This window comes from Tenacibaculum sp. E3R01 (assembly GCF_003318185.1).
In the GTDB taxonomy this organism is placed as follows: domain Bacteria; phylum Bacteroidota; class Bacteroidia; order Flavobacteriales; family Flavobacteriaceae; genus Polaribacter; species Polaribacter halocynthiae.
Genome location: NZ_QOCC01000020.1, coordinates 121,148 through 138,604 on the forward strand (window position 1 = coordinate 121,148; position 17,457 = coordinate 138,604).

The 17,457-nt window shown below is 28.4% G+C and carries 18 protein-coding genes; 12 read left to right on the plus strand and 6 right to left on the minus strand.

Annotated elements, in window-relative coordinates; genetic code table 11:
- The first annotated feature begins 8 nt into the window (after positions 1 to 8).
- From DS884_RS18455 to DS884_RS09590, 3 genes are all read left to right on the plus strand, one after another.
- Positions 9 to 173: a DUF5522 domain-containing protein gene (locus DS884_RS18455; RefSeq protein WP_158530835.1), complete on the plus strand. Its 165-nt coding sequence runs from the start codon at positions 9 to 11 to the stop codon at positions 171 to 173.
- A gap of 60 nt (positions 174 to 233) precedes the next feature.
- Positions 234 to 941: a DUF4197 domain-containing protein gene (locus DS884_RS09585; RefSeq protein ID WP_113786607.1), complete on the plus strand. Its 708-nt coding sequence runs from the start codon at positions 234 to 236 to the stop codon at positions 939 to 941.
- A gap of 269 nt (positions 942 to 1,210) precedes the next feature.
- Positions 1,211 to 1,408, plus strand: a complete 198-nt coding sequence (locus DS884_RS09590; protein WP_093868956.1) for a hypothetical protein — start codon at positions 1,211 to 1,213, stop codon at positions 1,406 to 1,408.
- On the opposite strand, the gene DS884_RS09595 is transcribed toward DS884_RS09590, so the two are convergent.
- From DS884_RS09595 to DS884_RS09605, 3 genes are read right to left on the minus strand one after another with little or no spacing between them, the layout of a single operon-like run.
- Entirely contained in the window at positions 1,391 to 2,176 is a 786-nt protein-coding gene (locus tag DS884_RS09595) for an ABC transporter substrate-binding protein (RefSeq protein ID WP_113786608.1), read from the minus strand. The genes DS884_RS09590 and DS884_RS09595 overlap by 18 nt on opposite strands.
- Complete coding sequence (locus DS884_RS09600; RefSeq protein ID WP_113786609.1) at positions 2,160 to 3,260, minus strand: sensor histidine kinase; 1,101 nt, start codon at positions 3,258 to 3,260, stop codon at positions 2,160 to 2,162. The genes DS884_RS09595 and DS884_RS09600 overlap by 17 nt, the downstream gene beginning before the upstream one ends.
- On the minus strand, positions 3,257 to 4,039 hold the full coding sequence (locus tag DS884_RS09605) for a LytR/AlgR family response regulator transcription factor (RefSeq protein ID WP_233487143.1): 783 nt from the start codon (positions 4,037 to 4,039) through the stop codon (positions 3,257 to 3,259). Before DS884_RS09605 ends, DS884_RS09600 begins: the two co-directional genes overlap by 4 nt.
- Before the next feature lie 415 nt (positions 4,040 to 4,454).
- Between DS884_RS09605 and DS884_RS09610 the strand changes: the two genes are divergently transcribed.
- The gene (locus tag DS884_RS09610; protein WP_113786610.1) at positions 4,455 to 7,592 is read left to right on the plus strand and encodes a SusC/RagA family TonB-linked outer membrane protein; all 3,138 of its coding nucleotides are present in this window, start codon (positions 4,455 to 4,457) and stop codon (positions 7,590 to 7,592) included.
- A gap of 10 nt (positions 7,593 to 7,602) precedes the next feature.
- Positions 7,603 to 9,027: a RagB/SusD family nutrient uptake outer membrane protein gene (locus DS884_RS09615; RefSeq protein WP_093868952.1), complete on the plus strand. Its 1,425-nt coding sequence runs from the start codon at positions 7,603 to 7,605 to the stop codon at positions 9,025 to 9,027.
- Positions 9,028 to 9,200: 173 nt separating this feature from the next.
- Here the strand turns inward: DS884_RS09615 and pyrF are convergent, their stop codons facing one another.
- Positions 9,201 to 10,028 (minus strand): orotidine-5'-phosphate decarboxylase, encoded by an 828-nt coding sequence (gene pyrF, locus DS884_RS09620; protein WP_113786611.1) that lies wholly within the window; start codon positions 10,026 to 10,028, stop codon positions 9,201 to 9,203.
- A gap of 63 nt (positions 10,029 to 10,091) precedes the next feature.
- On the opposite strand from pyrF, the gene DS884_RS09625 reads away from it, so the two are divergent.
- From DS884_RS09625 to DS884_RS09655, 7 genes are read left to right on the plus strand one after another with little or no spacing between them, the layout of a single operon-like run.
- Positions 10,092 to 11,168, plus strand: coding sequence for an ABC transporter permease (locus tag DS884_RS09625; RefSeq protein ID WP_093868950.1), 1,077 nt, complete (start codon positions 10,092 to 10,094; stop codon positions 11,166 to 11,168).
- Position 11,169: 1 nt separating this feature from the next.
- The gene (locus DS884_RS09630; protein ID WP_113786612.1) at positions 11,170 to 11,652 is read left to right on the plus strand and encodes a TlpA family protein disulfide reductase; all 483 of its coding nucleotides are present in this window, start codon (positions 11,170 to 11,172) and stop codon (positions 11,650 to 11,652) included.
- Positions 11,649 to 12,134, plus strand: coding sequence for a TlpA family protein disulfide reductase (locus DS884_RS09635; protein WP_093868948.1), 486 nt, complete (start codon positions 11,649 to 11,651; stop codon positions 12,132 to 12,134). Before DS884_RS09630 ends, DS884_RS09635 begins: the two co-directional genes overlap by 4 nt.
- A 59-nt stretch (positions 12,135 to 12,193) precedes the next feature.
- On the plus strand, positions 12,194 to 12,952 hold the full coding sequence (gene tpiA / locus DS884_RS09640) for a triose-phosphate isomerase (protein ID WP_113786613.1): 759 nt from the start codon (positions 12,194 to 12,196) through the stop codon (positions 12,950 to 12,952).
- Positions 12,952 to 13,785 carry a 50S ribosomal protein L11 methyltransferase gene (prmA, locus tag DS884_RS09645; protein WP_093868946.1) on the plus strand — a complete coding sequence of 278 codons (834 nt, stop codon included), beginning with the start codon at positions 12,952 to 12,954 and terminating at the stop codon, positions 13,783 to 13,785. Before tpiA ends, prmA begins: the two co-directional genes overlap by 1 nt.
- A 6-nt stretch (positions 13,786 to 13,791) precedes the next feature.
- Positions 13,792 to 14,067 carry an ATP-dependent Clp protease adaptor ClpS gene (locus tag DS884_RS09650; protein ID WP_093868945.1) on the plus strand — a complete coding sequence of 92 codons (276 nt, stop codon included), beginning with the start codon at positions 13,792 to 13,794 and terminating at the stop codon, positions 14,065 to 14,067.
- 1 nt (position 14,068) lies between these two features.
- Positions 14,069 to 14,353: a hypothetical protein gene (locus tag DS884_RS09655; RefSeq protein WP_113786614.1), complete on the plus strand. Its 285-nt coding sequence runs from the start codon at positions 14,069 to 14,071 to the stop codon at positions 14,351 to 14,353.
- Between the two features lie 349 nt (positions 14,354 to 14,702).
- On the opposite strand, the gene DS884_RS09660 is transcribed toward DS884_RS09655, so the two are convergent.
- Together DS884_RS09660 and DS884_RS09665 are read right to left on the minus strand one after the other, a co-directional pair.
- Positions 14,703 to 16,097 (minus strand): TolC family protein, encoded by a 1,395-nt coding sequence (locus tag DS884_RS09660; RefSeq protein WP_113786615.1) that lies wholly within the window; start codon positions 16,095 to 16,097, stop codon positions 14,703 to 14,705.
- Positions 16,097 to 17,455, minus strand: coding sequence for an HlyD family secretion protein (locus DS884_RS09665; RefSeq protein ID WP_113786616.1), 1,359 nt, complete (start codon positions 17,453 to 17,455; stop codon positions 16,097 to 16,099). Before DS884_RS09665 ends, DS884_RS09660 begins: the two co-directional genes overlap by 1 nt.
- Between the last annotated feature and the right edge of the window lie 2 nt (positions 17,456 to 17,457).

Sequence of the window (17,457 nt, forward strand, 5' to 3'; positions counted from 1 at the left end):
TTTGCAGTATGTATAGACAACGAGTAGAGTTAGAAAAAGAAGATTTTTATCTAAATGAACAGGGATATAAAGTTTTTACAGAAAAATATCATTTAAAAAGAGGATATTGCTGTAAAAGTGGATGCAAACATTGTCCGTATGGATATGATAAAAAAACAGATAGTTTTAAATAAAAGTGACGATAATTGAGTAATTGTTTCTAAAATAAAAAGAGTTTAATAAAAATATAAAAAATGAAAAAAATATTAATAGTATTCATAGCTATCCAGTTTATTGGTTGTGCTGAGTTACAAAAAGTAGTAAATCAAATACCTAATAAAGGAATTTTATCTCAAGGTCAAATAGGTAGTGGACTTCGTCAAGCATTAGATAATGGAATTAAACACCAAGTATCTAAATTAACATCTAAAGATGGGTTTTATAGAAATCAATTAGTGAAAATTTTGTTACCAAAAGAGCTACAAGGCGTAGATAAAGCTTTGCGTAAAATTGGTCTAAGTAATATTGCAGACGAAGGAATTAAGGTTTTAAATAGAGCTGCAGAAGATGCGGTAAAAACTGCAACACCTATTTTTGTAAATGCAGTTAAAGAAATTACTTTTAATGATGCTAAAAACATTTTATTAGGAGAGCAAAATGCTGCAACTTCATATTTAGAAGGAAAAACTAAAACAACCTTATATGGTAAGTTTAACCCTGTAATTAAGAGTTCATTTGGAAAAGTGGGAGCTGATAAAGTTTGGAAAAATTTAATATCAAAGTACAATAGTATTCCATTTGTGAAAAGAGTTAATCCAGATTTAACTGATTATGTAACAACAGAGGCATTAAAAGGTGTTTTTCAAATGATAGCTGTTGAAGAAAAGGGGATTCGAGAAAAAGTTGGATTGCGAAATACTGATTTACTTAGAAGAGTTTTTGCATTACAAGATAGAAGTTAATTATTGACTGTTTTATTAGAACAAATGATTCTTTAATTATGTAGTAACTTATAAAAAGGAAAGTAATAGGTTAGACTAACAAAAGAAAATATGAAGAAGTCTATAAAATTAAAGACTTAATAGATAAAAAAAGAAGTCATAATAGTTATGTAATTGATTTATTTTTAGTGTGAGCCTTGTTTTATGTTAAATACTTGTTTTTCAGTGTTAAAAGTGGTGTTGGTAAACGAAAATTATGTATATTTATAAGGTGTTTAATAAAAACTATAATGCTACAAATAAATCAATTACATAAATATAAAAGGCATCTTGAAGAAAGGTATCGTAAATTGGTTGAAAGAGCTAATGATTATAAATATGTTGATGAATGTAAAAGTGATAGATCAGCATTTAAAGCAATGCAAGTTTTAGAAAAACTTAATAGAGTGAAATATTTGAATAAAGAAATATCAAATTCTGTTGTGTAATTGTTTGAAGTAATCAAAAGCTTTTAAAAGTCTACTGCCATACCAAGAAAACATTTCTCCATCTACAAATAGTATTTTTGCGTGTTGAATGTGTTCTTGTATTTCAAAAGCATGCTGTTCTTTAAAAGGGTAAGGTTCTGAGGATAATAAAATTAAATCAGGGTTTCCTTCTTCTTGAATTTTAGTGATATCAACCTCAGGGTAGCGATCTTTGTTTACGTAAATATTACTAAATTTATTAAGGGTTAGTAAATGATTAATGAAATTATTATTTCCAGAAACCATCCAAGGTTTTCTCCAAATAAAATATGCTACTTTTTTATAATCTTTATCTTTTATAAAACTACTGAAGCTCCAGATTTCAAAATTTAGTTTATCTAAAAGGCTAAGGGCTTCATTTTTTTTGTTAAAAATAGTGCCGTATTGTTTAATAAGCTCTTTACTGTCTTCTAAACTGAAAATATCAGAAACATGGGTTGGTGCTATTTTTTCACATTCTTGAACTATTTCTTTAGTATTCTCTTCCTTATTGCATAGAATAATATCTGGTTTGAGCTCTTTAATGGTGTCAATTTTAATATTCTTTGTGCCTCCAATAATAGTTTTGCTTTTTTTAAGGTGTTTAGGGTGAATACAAAATTTTGTAATGCCAACAATAAAATCTTCTAACCCTAAATCAACCAAAAGTTCTGTTTGACTTGGAACTAATGAGATAATTCTTTTAGGGGGAGTATTTAATGTAACTGTTCTATTAATTTGATCTATCAACTGTTTTTATGGCAATATACGGAAAACTGATACTTGTTATTACGCCTTTGTTTTTATTATTATTCATTTTAAAAGAATAGTTTTCATTAAAAGTACTTTTTAATCTTTCAATAGTACTTTCCAAACCAATATTCATTTTAACTTGACAAAAATCATCAGGAAGTGATTTTCCATCATTTTCAATAGTGATAAGAATACAGTCGTTTATTTTTTGAATTATTAAAATAATATTTAAATCGTCATGATCGTAAGAATAACCATGTTTTACTGAATTTTCAATAATTGGTTGTAGTAAAAGGTAAGGTATTTTAGCATTTAAAATAGATGTATCGTGTATGATGGTTTTAAAAGAAAAATTATCTGCAAATCGTACTTCAAGAATACTAATATATTTTTTTAGAGTAGATAATTCAAGTTCTATGCATGTTGTTAGCTTTTCTTTAGTATCTAACAGTTCTCTAAAAAGATCGCTTAAATCAGCAATAGTATCTTGCGCTTTTTTAGGAGATATATCTATCAATGAAGAAACACTATTTAAAGTGTTAAATAAAAAATGAGGTTGTAAGTTTGATCGTATTAGGTTTAACCTTGTTTTCATTAGTTGCCTTTCAAGAATAGATTTTTCTTTTTCTATTTTTTGATTTTTTTTTAAGTAATGATAAGAGTAAATAACTGAGATGATGAAGAAATAAATTAATACGTTAACATCTATTGTGGCTATTATATATCTAAGTACCTCTTTTAACATAAGGTTATTTAACTTGATATTTCCATTAGAAATATGAAATAAATAAATACATAAAACAATAATAAAACTCATTACAAAAGAGAGCATAATATGCAGTAATGCAATTTGCTTCCATGACTTCTTTTTGTTAAGTAACTTTTTTGTTGTTTTATTCACAACAATGAAAAAAAGTATAACCAAAAAATAGTCTAAAATAGAGTCAATTATTAATATAGACCATTTTTTTTGAGTATACCTGTAACCAATAGATTTAAAGTAATAAACTTTAATTAAATGAAGAATAGAAATAAAAGCATAGAGTATTGAGAAAAATAATGTTAGCCTACTTTTTTTCATTTAACTCCCATCATTTCTTGAAACTCCTTTTTATATCCTTTACTAACTCTAAAAGTTTTATTATCATTAATTTTTACATCTGTTTCACCATAGTTAGATGTAATAATTTCGTTTATAAAATTAGAATTTATAATTGTAGACCTGTGAATTCGCATAAAATTATTAGAATTAAGCCTATTAATTATACTAGATAATGATTCGCGAAGTAGATATTTTTTATTATCAATGGTGAAAATTTCTACATAGTAACCAGAAGCTGAAATGTATTTAATAGAATCAATATCTATAAATGAAATTTTATTACCAGATTTAATACTTATTTTTTTGTTATTTGTATGTTGGTCAATGATTTGTTTTTCTTTAACAATGTCAAGGATGTTTTCTAAACTATGTTGAAAACCAGAAATTTCTTCTTTTTGTTTTTGTTCTACTATTTTATTTATGGTAGTTATAAATCTATCTTCTTTAAAAGGTTTTAATAAATAATCAAAAGCAAAATAGTCAAAGGCTTTTAAAGCGAATTCATTATAGGCTGTTACGAAAATAAAAATAGGTTTTTTAGGAAGGTTTATTTTTTCAATAATATCAAAACCTGTCATGTCCTTAATTTTAATGTCAAGAAAAACGACATCAGGATTAAGACTGTTTATTTTTTCGATTGCGTTTTTTCCGTTAGAGCAATCTCCAATAACATTTAATAAACCATGTTGTTCAATAAGTTTTTTTATTCTAATTCTAGCAAGATTTTCATCATCAACTATTAAGGCAGAAATTTCCATTTACATTTTTTTTTATATACTTATAACAAATCGATAATAATTAACCCTAAATGCTTTTTGTTAAAAAATAAAAACTTTTTAGAAGGAAGATTAATTGGTTTTTTGTGGCTTTTTTAGAAGCCTAATAAAACTCAATGTTTTTATTTAGTGTAAACATAATATACAGGGAGAATTTGAATTTTAAGCTGTTTTTTTAACAAAACTAATAAAGAAAATTCATAGTAATGACAGTACTTTGAAAGTAATTTTAAACTTTAACATTATTAACATTTCATTGTGATTTACGAGTTTTTTCATTTACATCTAAAAAAGGTTTTTTTACATCAAATTACTATCTGTTTGCTTCAAATAAAGATTATTGATACGGTATTGCCTGTACTTTTATAAATGTTAATTAATAAAAATTTAATAATTTATGAAGCAAAGTTTCAAAAAGGCTTTAACATTTCTAGCGTTTTTTTGTTTTATTGTTAGCGTAAGTGCGCAGCAAAGAACAATAACAGGAACTGTTAGTGATGAAGCAGGACAATTACCGGGGGTAAGTGTTGTAATTAAAGGTACTGTTAAAGGAACAGAAACTGATATCGATGGTAATTATACTGTCAAAGCAAATACAGGAGATACTCTTGTATATATGTTTTTGGGATACGAAAACGTAGAAAAAGTAGTTGGTCAATCATCTATCATTAATGTGAAGATGACTGAAGATGCAAACGTTCTTGATGAAGTTGTTGTGTCTGTAGCATATGCTGCTAAAAGAAAGAAAGATATTATTGGAGCTGTAAGTGTAGTTACTGCAAAGGAAGTAGGTGACTTAAAAGTTACTACTGTAACTGAAGCTTTACAGGGAACTTCAGGATTATCATTAGTTAATACATCAGGGCAACCGGGGGCGAGTCCAACAATTAGAATTAGAGGTGTAGGTTCTTTACAAGGTAATGTTGATCCATTAATTATTGTTGATGGGGCTCAGTTTGCTGGGAACTTAAATTCAATTAACTTTAATGATGTAGAGTCATATTCAGTTTTAAAGGATGCTGATGCGGTTTCTTTATATGGTAATAGAGGAGCAAACGGAGTTATTATCATTAAAACAAAATCTGGAGCTGATACTAATGGAGAAGGTATTATTGAAGTTAGCACTAGTTATGGTTTTTCTGACAAAGCAACGAATGATTATAGTTATTTAAATTCTGAGCAAATTTTAACTACCTCTTGGCAATCTATTAGAAATGCAAGGTTAGATGCAGGTGATACACCAGCAGTTGCAAGTAATTTTGCAACTACAAATTTGATAAGTGATTTAAAAGCAAATCCATATAGTGTTAGCCAACCAGTTGGTACAGATGGAAATATCAAAAGTAATGCAAGATTGCTTTACAATACTAATTATTACGATATCTTAACTCAAAATGCAACAAGACAAGATGTGTCTTTAGTATTAAGAGGAGGTTCTGAAAAAACTAAATACTTTATTTCTGGAGCTTTTTTAGATAGTGATGGTTTTAGTTTAAATTCTACTTTTAGAAGATATAATGGAAGAATTAATCTTTCTTCAGATGTAAAGTCTTGGTTAAGTGTTGGAGCAAATGCTTTTGTAACAATAAGTGAATCTAATGTTCCTACTCAAAGTGGATCTTTATTTGCAAATAATATTCAATATGCAAGATCTATTTCTTCTATTTATCCATTATATAAAAGAAATGGAGATGGAACTTTTATTTTAGGAGCAAATGGCGAAAAGCAATATGATTTTGCTGAGAACAGAGGTTTTTTTGGTAATTATAACCCATTAGCTGAAACTTACGGAAGTACAAATTTATTCGAGAGAAATACATTTAATTTTTCACCATATGTTAATTTTAAGTTTTCTGATAATTTAAACTTTAAATCTCAATTAAATTATACAAACTATTTGTATGAAGAGAATACATTTAATAATCATTTTGTAGGGACTCCTCAAGATCAAGTTAATAATAGATCTAGTAGTAAACGTAGAAATACTACTAAAACTTGGAACATTATTAATACATTATCTTTTAACCAAACTTTTAATGAAAAGCATAGTGTAACAGCTTTATTAGGTCAAGAAATGTATGATAGAACATTTAATAGACTTAATGCTACTGCAACAGGGTATGTTTTTAGTGATTTAACTGAGTTAGATAATGGAGCTACACCTACTTCAGTAGGTTCAATAACTAACAAAAATAGGCTATATAGTTTCTTTGGAAGGTTAGATTATAATTTTAATGAAAAATATTATTTCGGAACAGGTGTTCGTAGAGATGCATCTTCAATTTTTCATAAAGATAATCGTTGGGGTACTTTTTGGTCTGTTGCTGCAGGGTGGAGTATCTATGATGAGTTCTTTAGAGGAAGCGAAACTGTTAGTTCTTTAAAATTAAGAGGTAGTTATGGTACTGTAGGTAACCAAAATATTAATCAACAGTTTACATACATAGATGAGTATGGACTAGGTTTTAACGTATTAGCAAGTGGAGGTTTAGCTCCAACAGCAATTGGTAATAAAGACTTAAAGTGGGAAACACATAATAAGTTAAATGTAGGATTAGATTTTGCTTTATTTAATAGTAGAATTTATGGTAGTGTAGAATATTATGATAATAGAGTAACTGATTTATTATATTTTGATACACCAGCACCATCATTAGGTTCAGGAGGTACGGGACCAGATGACGATGGAAATTCAAGAGCATTAGGTAAGTGGAAAAACTTTGGTGAAATGAGTAACAAAGGTTTTGAATTTAATGTTAACTCGATTAATATTGAAAACGATAACTTCAAATGGACAAGTTCTTTTACAATTTCTACAAACAAAAATAGAATTGAAGATCTTAAACAAAGTGAAAATAATGGTTCTTTCCGTTGGGAAGCAGGAAGAGATCGTTATGAGTTTTATATGAGAGAGTGGGCTGGTGTTAACACTAAAACTGGAGCACCTGAATGGTATAAAGATGTAAAAGATGCTTCTGGAAAAATAACAGGAAGAGAAAAAACATCTAAATACGATGAAGCAACTAGATACTTCACAGGAAAATCTGCATTACCTGATTTTGAAGGTAGATTAGGAACTAAATTTGAGTACAAAGGAATTGATTTATCATTAAATTTCAACTATAAATTTGGAAATTATATCTATAATACAGATTATGCTTCTTTAATGAAAGCTAGGAACTTAGGAGAGCAATTAAGTAGTAATGTTTTAAATGCTTGGCAAAAAGATGGAGACGTTACAGATGTACCTAAATTAACTACTGCAAGTGATAACTTCAATTCTAGATCAACTAGATGGTTACAAAGAGGAGATTTTATTCGTTTAAAGAATATTTCTATAGGTTATAATCTTGATCAAGAGATGTTAGAAAAGTTAAATATTAGAAGGTTAAGAGTTTACCTTTCTGCAGATAACTATTGGACATGGAAAAGAGAGAGCAACTTAGATGATCCAGAACAAAGTTTTAACGGTATTACTAATAATAGATCTACCGTATTAAAAACATTGTCTTTAGGAGTTAATATTTCACTATAAAAATTTTACGATGAAAAATATATTTAAATATACATTAATAGGAGCTTTATTCATAGGTTTTGCATCTTGTAGTGATGAGTTCCTAGATGAGCCAAAACCAACAGGATCTGTAACTGACGTTGTTGTTTATACTACTGAATCAGGAATAGATGCAGCTTTTACAGGGCTTTATGCTAATATAAGAGATTATAGATCAAGACACGATACTTGGGGAGCAAAAGCTTATTATTTAGGAGCTGAGGTTATGGGAACAGATTTAACAGTTCCAGATTTTAACTGGTACATTTTTGAACATAGATGGGATGTAACGGAAAACTCTAACGGTAGAAGAAACAACTGGGCTTGGGAGATTTTTTATTCAACGGCTAATATAGCAAGAACTCATATTGAGGGAATTAATAAATCGGCTTTGCCTGACGCTAAGAAAAAAACGTATGTAAGTGAATTAAAAGCTGTAGAAGCATATAGTTATTTTAATTTAGTAAGATATTTTTCTGGTTCTTATTTACTAGGAGAAGGAAAACCAGGTATACCTGTATATTCAGCATCATTAAGTTCTGGACAAGAACCAACAGGAAGAGGTACTATTAAAGAAACTTATGACAGAATTATTAAGTTGTTAGAAGAAGCAATTCCTGATATGGGAAGCGCAGTGTCTAAATATAGATTTAATAAATCTACTGCTGAAGGTATTTTGGCAAGAGTTTATTTAGAAATTGGAAATTGGACTAAGGCTGCTGAATATGCTGCTAAAGCAAAGGCACCATATGCTTTAATGAATCAAGCAACTTATAAAGAAGGTTTCAATACGATAAGTAATAATGAGTGGATGTGGGCTTTACCATTTAATGCTGATCAGCAAGATGGTTTTGCTAGATTTTATTCTTTTATTGACCATACAAGTCCTGGGTACAATCAAATATATGTAAGTAAAGATTTTCAAGCTTTATTTACAAGTGATACTGATGTTAGAAAATCTTTAATCAAAAAGCAAGCTACAACTAATCAAACTAAATTATTTACAACTGAGAAGTTTAGAGATTTAACTGATAGATCTGGTGATTTAGTATTCATGAGAGCTTCAGAAATGTATTTAATTGAAGCTGAGGCAAAAGCAGAAGCTGGAGATTTAAATGGAGCTAAACAAGTTTTATTAGAATTAGTGAAAGCTAGAGATGCAGTTGCTACTTTATCAACAGCTACTACTAAAGATGCATTAGTTAATGAGATTTTAATAGAAAGAAGAAAAGAATTATATGGAGAACTTGGTGTTTCTTGGTTTGACTTAAAAAGAAGAAACAAAGGGATTTCTAGAAAAGGAGATGCTTACAGATGGGAAGTTGAATTTCCAGCAGGAAATGCAAGATGGACTTTTAAGATTCCTCAAGATGAGATCGATAAAAACCCAAAAATATCACAAGCTGATCAAAACTAAATTTTGAAAAGGCTGTTTTTAAACAGCCTTTTTATTCTCTTAATTCAAAAACCAGTGAGTTCACATCAAAGACAGTAAACTAAGGAATTAATCCCCTTATTTTTGCCATAGTTATACCAACTTTGTTTTCATTGGTATCATTATTTGAATTAATCTATAAAGTCAAGGAGTCATTAACCTTGACTTTTTTTGTTTAATATAATTTCCATACTTTTTTGAAGCTCTTTAGCTTTCTCAGCAGCAGACTTTGCAAAATTAGTATCATTACTTGCATAAATAATTCCACGTGAAGAATTAATTAGTAAACCGATATTTTCATTCATTCCGTGCTCACAAACATCTTCTAAGTTACCACCTTGTGCACCAACACCAGGAACTAATAAAAAACTTTTAGGAATGATAGTACGAATTTCAGATAAGAATTCAGTTTTTGTAGCACCAACTACATACATTAAGTTATGAGAGTTGGTCCAGTTTTTTGAAGTTTCTAAAACTTGTTTATAAAGTTCCTTTCCATCAACTTCTTTAGTTTGAAAGTCAAAGGCACCTTGATTAGATGTTAAGGCTAATAAAATAGTATGTTTGTTTTCAAAAGCTAAAAAAGGTTCAACAGAATCTTTTCCCATGTATGGCGCAACAGTAACACTATCAAAAGCTAAATCATCAAAGAAAGCTTTAGCATACATTGTTGAAGTATTACCAATATCACCACGTTTTGCATCAGCTATTGTAAAAATTTCAGGGTGTTTTTCGTTAATGTAATTAATTGTTTTTTCAAGAGCTCTCCACCCTTTCAGTCCATACGCTTCATAAAAAGCAGTATTTGGTTTATAAGCAACACATAAATGATGAGTAGCATCAATTATTGCTTTATTAAAAGCAAAAATAGGATCTTCTTCTTTTAATAAATATTGAGGTATTTTGTTAAGATCTACATCTAAACCAATACATAGAAAAGATTTTTTCTTTTTAATTTCAGATACAAGTTGTTGTGTTGTCATGAGTTGTTATAAAAGTTAGGCAAAAGTAAACATTTTTATGAGTTTCTATTATCTTTGTTATCAATGTTCCGATATATTATAAACAAAATTTTTTATGGTTTCCTAACACTTTTTGGGGTGGTTACTGTCATTTTCTTTTTATTTAATATTTTACCAGGAGATCCCGCTAGAATGATGTTAGATCAGAGAGAGAATTCAGAACAATTACAAAATATTAGAAAAAAATATGGCTTTGATAAACCAGTTTTTACCCAGTATTTATATTATTTGAATGATGTTTCACCATTATCTTTTCATAGTGATAACAAAGACGATTATACATATTTGTTAGAAAAAAAGTATAAATATCAAAAATTAATATCAATAGGAAAAGTAACTATAGTTTTAAAATATCCATATTTACGTCAATCATTTCAAAAGAATGGTAAAAATGTTTCAGAAGTAATAAAAGAAACATTACCTAATACTGCTGTATTAGCAATATTTGCAATAACAATAGCCATGTTTTTAGGTATATTTTTAGGAGTGTTATCAGCTATTTATAAAGACACATTGTTTGACAGGCTAATAGCTGTTGTTAGTACCTTTGGTATGAGTGTGCCATCATTTTTTTCAGCAATAGTTTTTGCATGGTTGTTTGGGTTTGTTTTGCATAAATATACGAATCTTCAAATGACTGGAAGCTTGTACGTTGTAGATGATTTTGGCGAAAACATATACATTCAGTGGAAAAATTTAGTGTTACCAGCTTTAGTTTTAGGAATTCGTCCACTAGCTGTAATAATTCAATTAATGAGGAATTCATTATTAGAAACCTTAAATCAAGATTATATAAGAACCGCAAAGGCTAAAGGGTTAACTACGTTCCAAGTGATTAGAAAACATGCACTTAAAAACTCATTAAATCCTGTGATAACAGCAATTTCGGGTTGGTTTGCATCCATGCTTGCAGGAGCTGTTTTTGTTGAATATATTTTTAATTGGAATGGATTAGGTAAAGAAATAGTAAATTCATTGAACACTTTAGATTTACCTGTAATAATGGGGAGTGTATTAGTAATAGCAAGCTTGTTTATTTTTATTAATATTTTAGTAGATATTTTATATAGTTGGTTAGATCCACGTGTTAAATTAGAATAGTATGAGAATTGTTGTAATAGTTTTAGTAACACTTTTGTTTGGTAGTTGTGCAGTTTTTCAGCCTAAAAAAATATCTGTAAAGCCTTTAGAAGAAAAATTGATAACTATTAATAGGGAATCTATTACTCTAAAAGAGATATTGAAGAATGGCTTAAAAAGAGAAACTATTATACAGGTATACGCTAGTTATTGTCCTTTTAGTCAAGATAGTTTTAAAGATGTAGTGAAACTTCAGCAAAATAATAAAAAGATAAATTATATCTTTTTATCAGTAGATCATTCTTACCATGATTGGAAAAGAGGATTAGAAACTTTAAAAGTAAAAGGAAGTCACTATTATATACCTAAAAAGGGAAAAGGAGAAATAGCTAAATTTTTAAAGTTAAAAACAATTCCAAGATTTTTATTGATAGATAAAAACGGTAAGCTTAAAGTGTTTAATACGTCTAAGGTATCTAAAATAGAAAGTAAATTAAACAAATGAAAAGGTTTACAATAATTTTCCTTATCCTGTTAAGTAGTTGTATCGTAAAAAATGAGTCTGAATTTTCTGAAGCTGCATTAAATGATGTTTTTATTACATTAAAAGGAGATGAAATTACATTTCAAGAAATTTTAGATAAACATATTGAAAAGAAAATAGTTTTAAATATATGGGCTTCTTGGTGTGGTGATTGCATAAGAAGTTTACCAGGTATTATAGAGTTAAAAAGTAAATACCCTGATATTGTTTATATTAATTTATCATTAGATAAATCAATTACTAATTGGAAACTAGGAATAGAAAACCTACAACTTAAGGGAGAACAATATTATATGAAATCTGGATGGGAAGGCCCTTTTGGAGAGTTTTTGCATTTAAGTTGGATACCTAGATATTTAGTAGTAGATAAAAATAAAAAAATAATAGTTTTTAATGCTACAAAATCTACTGATGAACTAATTGAAAAAAGCTTAAAAAAATGATGTATTTTTGCACTCAAGCTTAAACCTTCTTAACTACACAATTTAAAAATAACAACACATTGAGAAAAAACATCGTAGCAGGTAACTGGAAAATGAACAAAAACCTTAAAGAAGCTAAAGAGCTTGTTAAAGGGATAAGAAAGGGATTGAAAAAAAATAGTTTTGAAAATAAGAGGGTAATTGTCGCTCCAAGTTTTATAAATCTTAATAGCATTGTAAAAAGAACTAAAAAATCTAATATTGAAGTAGCTGCACAGAATATGCATGAAGCTAAAAGTGGAGCTTATACAGGAGAGGTTGCTGCAGATATGTTAACAGACGTTGGAGTTAATGTAGTTATTTTAGGTCACTCTGAAAGAAGAATGTATTTTAATGAATCTAATGAATTGTTAGCAAAAAAAGTTGATGCAGCATTAGCTAATAATTTAGAGGTAATTTTTTGTTTTGGTGAGTTATTAGAAGATAGAAAAGCTGAAAAGCATTTTGAAGTAGTAGAAAACCAATTAAGTGAAGGATTGTTTCATTTATTGAAAGAAGATTTTTCAAAAGTTATATTAGCTTATGAGCCAGTTTGGGCAATTGGAACTGGAGAAACTGCATCACCTGAGCAAGCTCAAGAAATGCATGCCTTTATTAGAGAAGTATTAGCTAAAAAGTACGATGAAAAAACAGCAAATAGTATTTCTATATTATATGGAGGAAGTGTAAAACCAGCGAATGCTAAAGAGATTTTTTCAAAAGAAGATGTAGATGGAGGATTAATAGGTGGAGCATCATTAAAATCAGAAGATTTTTTAGCAATAATTGAAGCAATTTAATGGATAGTATTTATATAGAGTATAATTTTATTGTTGTTCCTAATGAACCAGCTACTGAAATTTTAATAGCTGAGTTAGGAACTGTAGGGTTTGAAAGTTTTGTAGAAAGCAATGAAGGAGTCACTGCATATATTCAAAAACAAGATTGGAGTGAAGATATTTTAAACGATATCTTCATTTTAAGTTCTACAGAATTTAAAATTACCTACACTAAACGAGAGGTAGAGCAAACGAATTGGAATGCAGAATGGGAGAAGAATTTTAATCCTATACAAGTTGAAGATAAAGTGAGTATAAGAGCTCCTTTTCATGAAAACCCAAATTTAAAATTTGATATAGTAATAGAACCAAAAATGAGTTTTGGAACAGGTCATCATGAAACAACTCATATGATGGTACAACACTTGTTAGCATTAGACTTAGAAGGTAAGAAAGTATTAGATATGGGATGTGGTACAGGAATTTTAGCTATTTTTGCTGAAATGAAAGGGGCAACACCAATAGATGCTATTGATATTGATGCTTGGTGTTATGAAAATTCTATTGAAAATGTTCAGAGGAATAACTGTAATCATATTAGTGTTTATGAAGGAAATTCATCGCTATTAGAAAATAAGCAGTATGATGTTATCATTGCAAATATTAATAGAAATATTTTGCTAAATGATATGGAAACATATACAAAATGTCTTAATGAAAATGGTGTTTTGTTGTTAAGCGGATTTTATCAAGAAGATATTTCTATCATTGATGAAGAAGTATCAAAATATAAATTATCTCTAGATAAAACTATACAAAGAAATAATTGGGTGTCATTACGATATCAAAAATAAAAACAGATGAGTACTATTGAGAAAATTCAAGAAGAGTTAGATGTTTTAACTGAGGAAACTAGAAAGCATGAAATTATTTTATATAATGATGATGTAAATACATTTGACTTTGTTATAGATAGTTTAGTTAGTGTATGCGAGCATACACCAGAACAAGCTGAACAATGTACTGTTTTAGTACATTATAAAGGAAAATGTGCAGTTAAAACTGGCGAATACAAAGATTTAGAATCTAAATGTTCAAAACTTTTACAGTTAGGACTTTCTGCTGAAATACTTTAATATGGAAAATGTTTTTAAGTATTATGAGTTCTCTGATTTTTATGTTGATAAATCAGATACTTTTTTAGGAGAAGAAATTTGTTACTCGGAATTAAATTCGCAACATTTTTTAATTTTTAAAAAAAATATTTCAGAAGAAAAAGTGACCTATGATTTGTATGTTTCAAAATATTCTTCAAAAAAAGAAATAGGCGTTAAACCTCCGGAAATACTAGAGATTTTGGTTAAGGATTATGATAAGTCCATACCTGAACATCGAGTAGTGTTAAGAAAATATTTATACTAAAAATCTCAAAAAAATAATTTTTTTGAGATTTTTTTTGTTTTTATGTGACCTATCGAAAAAAGAAGTGTCATAATAGTGTAACAAGAAACGAAATAACGTTTTAAGTTTTAAATAAGTTCATTAAACATTTCATTTATAATAGTTTGTTTTCCCTAAGTTTATAATTGTTATAAACCCCAAGTCTCTCTGAGTAAGATTCCCCTTGTATATGGTCTGAAATGACAACATGCTGAAAGGAGAGGTTTTTAAAAAAGATAAATATAGTTTTAAAGATAGTAGTAGTTAGTTTTTTATACTAAGTTTGGTTAGACGAAAAGGCCTTAAATGAGAATTTAAGGTCTTTTTTATTTTATAAACTAAATGAATTGAGTGTTTTTAATAGGGTAGATTTTGATTTAAAATAACTAAACTGATTTTTAATTAACTTTAATTCATTTTCTATCGATTTAACTTCTCTGTAGTTAACAAGGAACATAGATCCTTCACCTAAATAAAATTTTCGTTCTTCACTTTTTAAAAGTTGTTTGTAGTCTTTAGCTAGATCATTTAATATTCTATTTTGCTCTTTATATGAGTTAATTTGTTCTGTGTTACTTTTTATTTTATTGTCTATAGCTACTTTTGTTGATGAAATATCAAAGTCTATTTCTTTCAATTTTAAGTTGGCTAATTTTAAATCAGCACGTTCTTTTCTTAGAAATAGAGGTAGACTAACATTTAACCCTCCTTTGTAATTAGATGTTGAAAGTGCATTTATATTTTGATAATCAGTAGTTAAAAAATTATATTGAAGATCTATTTTTGGAAGGAGGTTATTCAGTTTAAGTTTTCTTGATACTTTAAACCCTTCTTTTTTTAATTGTAAAGCTTTTAATTTAGGATGATTATTAGTGTTAAAACTAGCGGCTTTTATAATTGAATTTCCAAGTACCAAATCAATATTATTTATAGTATTAAGATCAGGAGTTATTAAGTCACTTAATTCTAGTGGTAAATCATTATTTAACCACAAATAATTGGAAAGCTCTAACTTAGATTTAGTATGACTTATTTTAGATTTCTCAAGGTCTAATAGTCTGTTTTTTAAATTGATGTTAGCCTCTAGTGTATCAACTGCAGGTTTATCTCCTGCGATGAAACTTTTTCTAACATTATCTAGTCTAGTTTTTGCATTTGTTAGATAGTTATTGTAAACCAATTGTGTTTGGTAGTTTTTTAACCATTTAAAATAAGAGTTTATAGCGTTATATAATATTTCGTTTACTAATAGTTTTTGTTTTTCTATTGATTGTTTTCTGTAAAGCTTGGCTTGTTTTAAGAAAGCCATTCTTTGGTTAATTAATAATCCTTTAGCAAGAGATACTGAAACCCCAGCTGAATATAATCCTTTTTCAGGGGTTTTAAATTCTGGATTTAAATAGTATCCATCATTGTTTTCATAATTGGCTTTAAATTCTATACCATACCATGTTGGTATTTTGAATGTTGTATTCAGTTTGTTATAATATTCTGTGTTTTTAAAGTTTTTACGAGTGTAATCAACTTCTATTTTAGGATCAAAAGCACCTCTAGCCTTGAGTAATTTAGCTTCCCCATTGCTTGTTGTTAATTTAGCTTGCTTTAATAAAGGATGGTATTTTTTTACATATCCTAAATATTCTTCTAATGAAAGTGAGTTCTTTACTTCTTGAGAAAAACTAAAAGTATTGCAACAAAAAATTAAAATGATTAAAATTTTTTTCATTATTTTTTATTTTTAGTTTCTGCTTGTTTCTTGTTTTTAGGCTGATAAAAGTTAGGAGGGAAACTGTTAATTTGCCTCCATAGTTCATACCATATAGGTACATTTTCTAATAAGGCAATTGATCTTGCTCCTGAGCCTATTCTAACAGCTTTTGGCCATGGTTCATACTCTTTATCTTGTGTTAGTAGTACTCGGTATTTTCCATTGCTACTAATATAATTTTCGATTGCTATAACTTTTGCACCATAGGTACCGTAGGATACATTAGGCCATCCACTAAAAATGATTGCTGGCCAACCGTCAAATTGAACACGTACTTTTTCACCTATATGTATTAAAGGTAAATCTATAGGTTTAACATACATCTCAACTGCTAAATCATAATTAGCAGGCATTATACTAACTAGTTTTTCACCTTCTTTAAAGGTTTCTCCAATACCTGAAATAATGGCTTTGTTGATATATCCATCTTGAGGAGCAGTAACAAAAAGTAAACTTTCACGTTTTTTATAGTTAGCTAAACTAGACTCTAATTTTGAAACCTGCGCTTCACTATTAAAGGCACTCGATTGAGCAGTAAACACATTACTTTGTGCTTTTGCTAATTTATCATTGTAGGTTGCTTTAAGTGTAGATATAGTAAGCTTGGCATTTATAACATTATTTTCAGTAGTTAATAATTTGTTTTTTTGAGAAATCAATTTTGCATTAGCTTCCTGAAGTTTTGCTCTTTTCTCTTCAACATCTTTAGTGGCTTTTAAACCTTCTTTTTGTAAAGTAATAGCTCTTTCATATTGAGTTTTAGCAATAGTTGTTTTTATTTTCACAGCTTCTAAATCAATACTATCACTTTTTACTTTTAAATACGCTTGCATAAGTTTGTTTTGTGCTTGCGCAAGTTTTAGCTTTCGTTCTTGTTTTAATGCAATAATTTGATTTTTGTAAGCTTGAGTTTTATTTTGGTAGGCAATTACAGAAGAAGCTTTTGCGTTTAATTGATTACCGGTTCTTTCAGATAATTTTGCATCAAAATAATTGCTTTTTATTTCTGATATTCGAAGAATAGTATCTCCTTTTTTTACATAGTCTCCTTCCTGTATAAACCATTCTTCAATTCGCCCAGGAATTTGTGATTGTAAAGTTTGCGGACGATGATTAGGTTTAAGGGTAGTAACACTTCCTTTGCTAGTTATGTTCTGAGTCCATGGTAAAAATAAAATTACAATTAAGATGAAGGTAAAGAAAAGTAAGAATTTTTTAAATCGTTTATGATATTGTTTAGTGAAAATTTCTTTACCAGACTTAAAGGTGGTAATATCAATATATTTTGATATTTTATTGTTAGAGATATTTAACATAG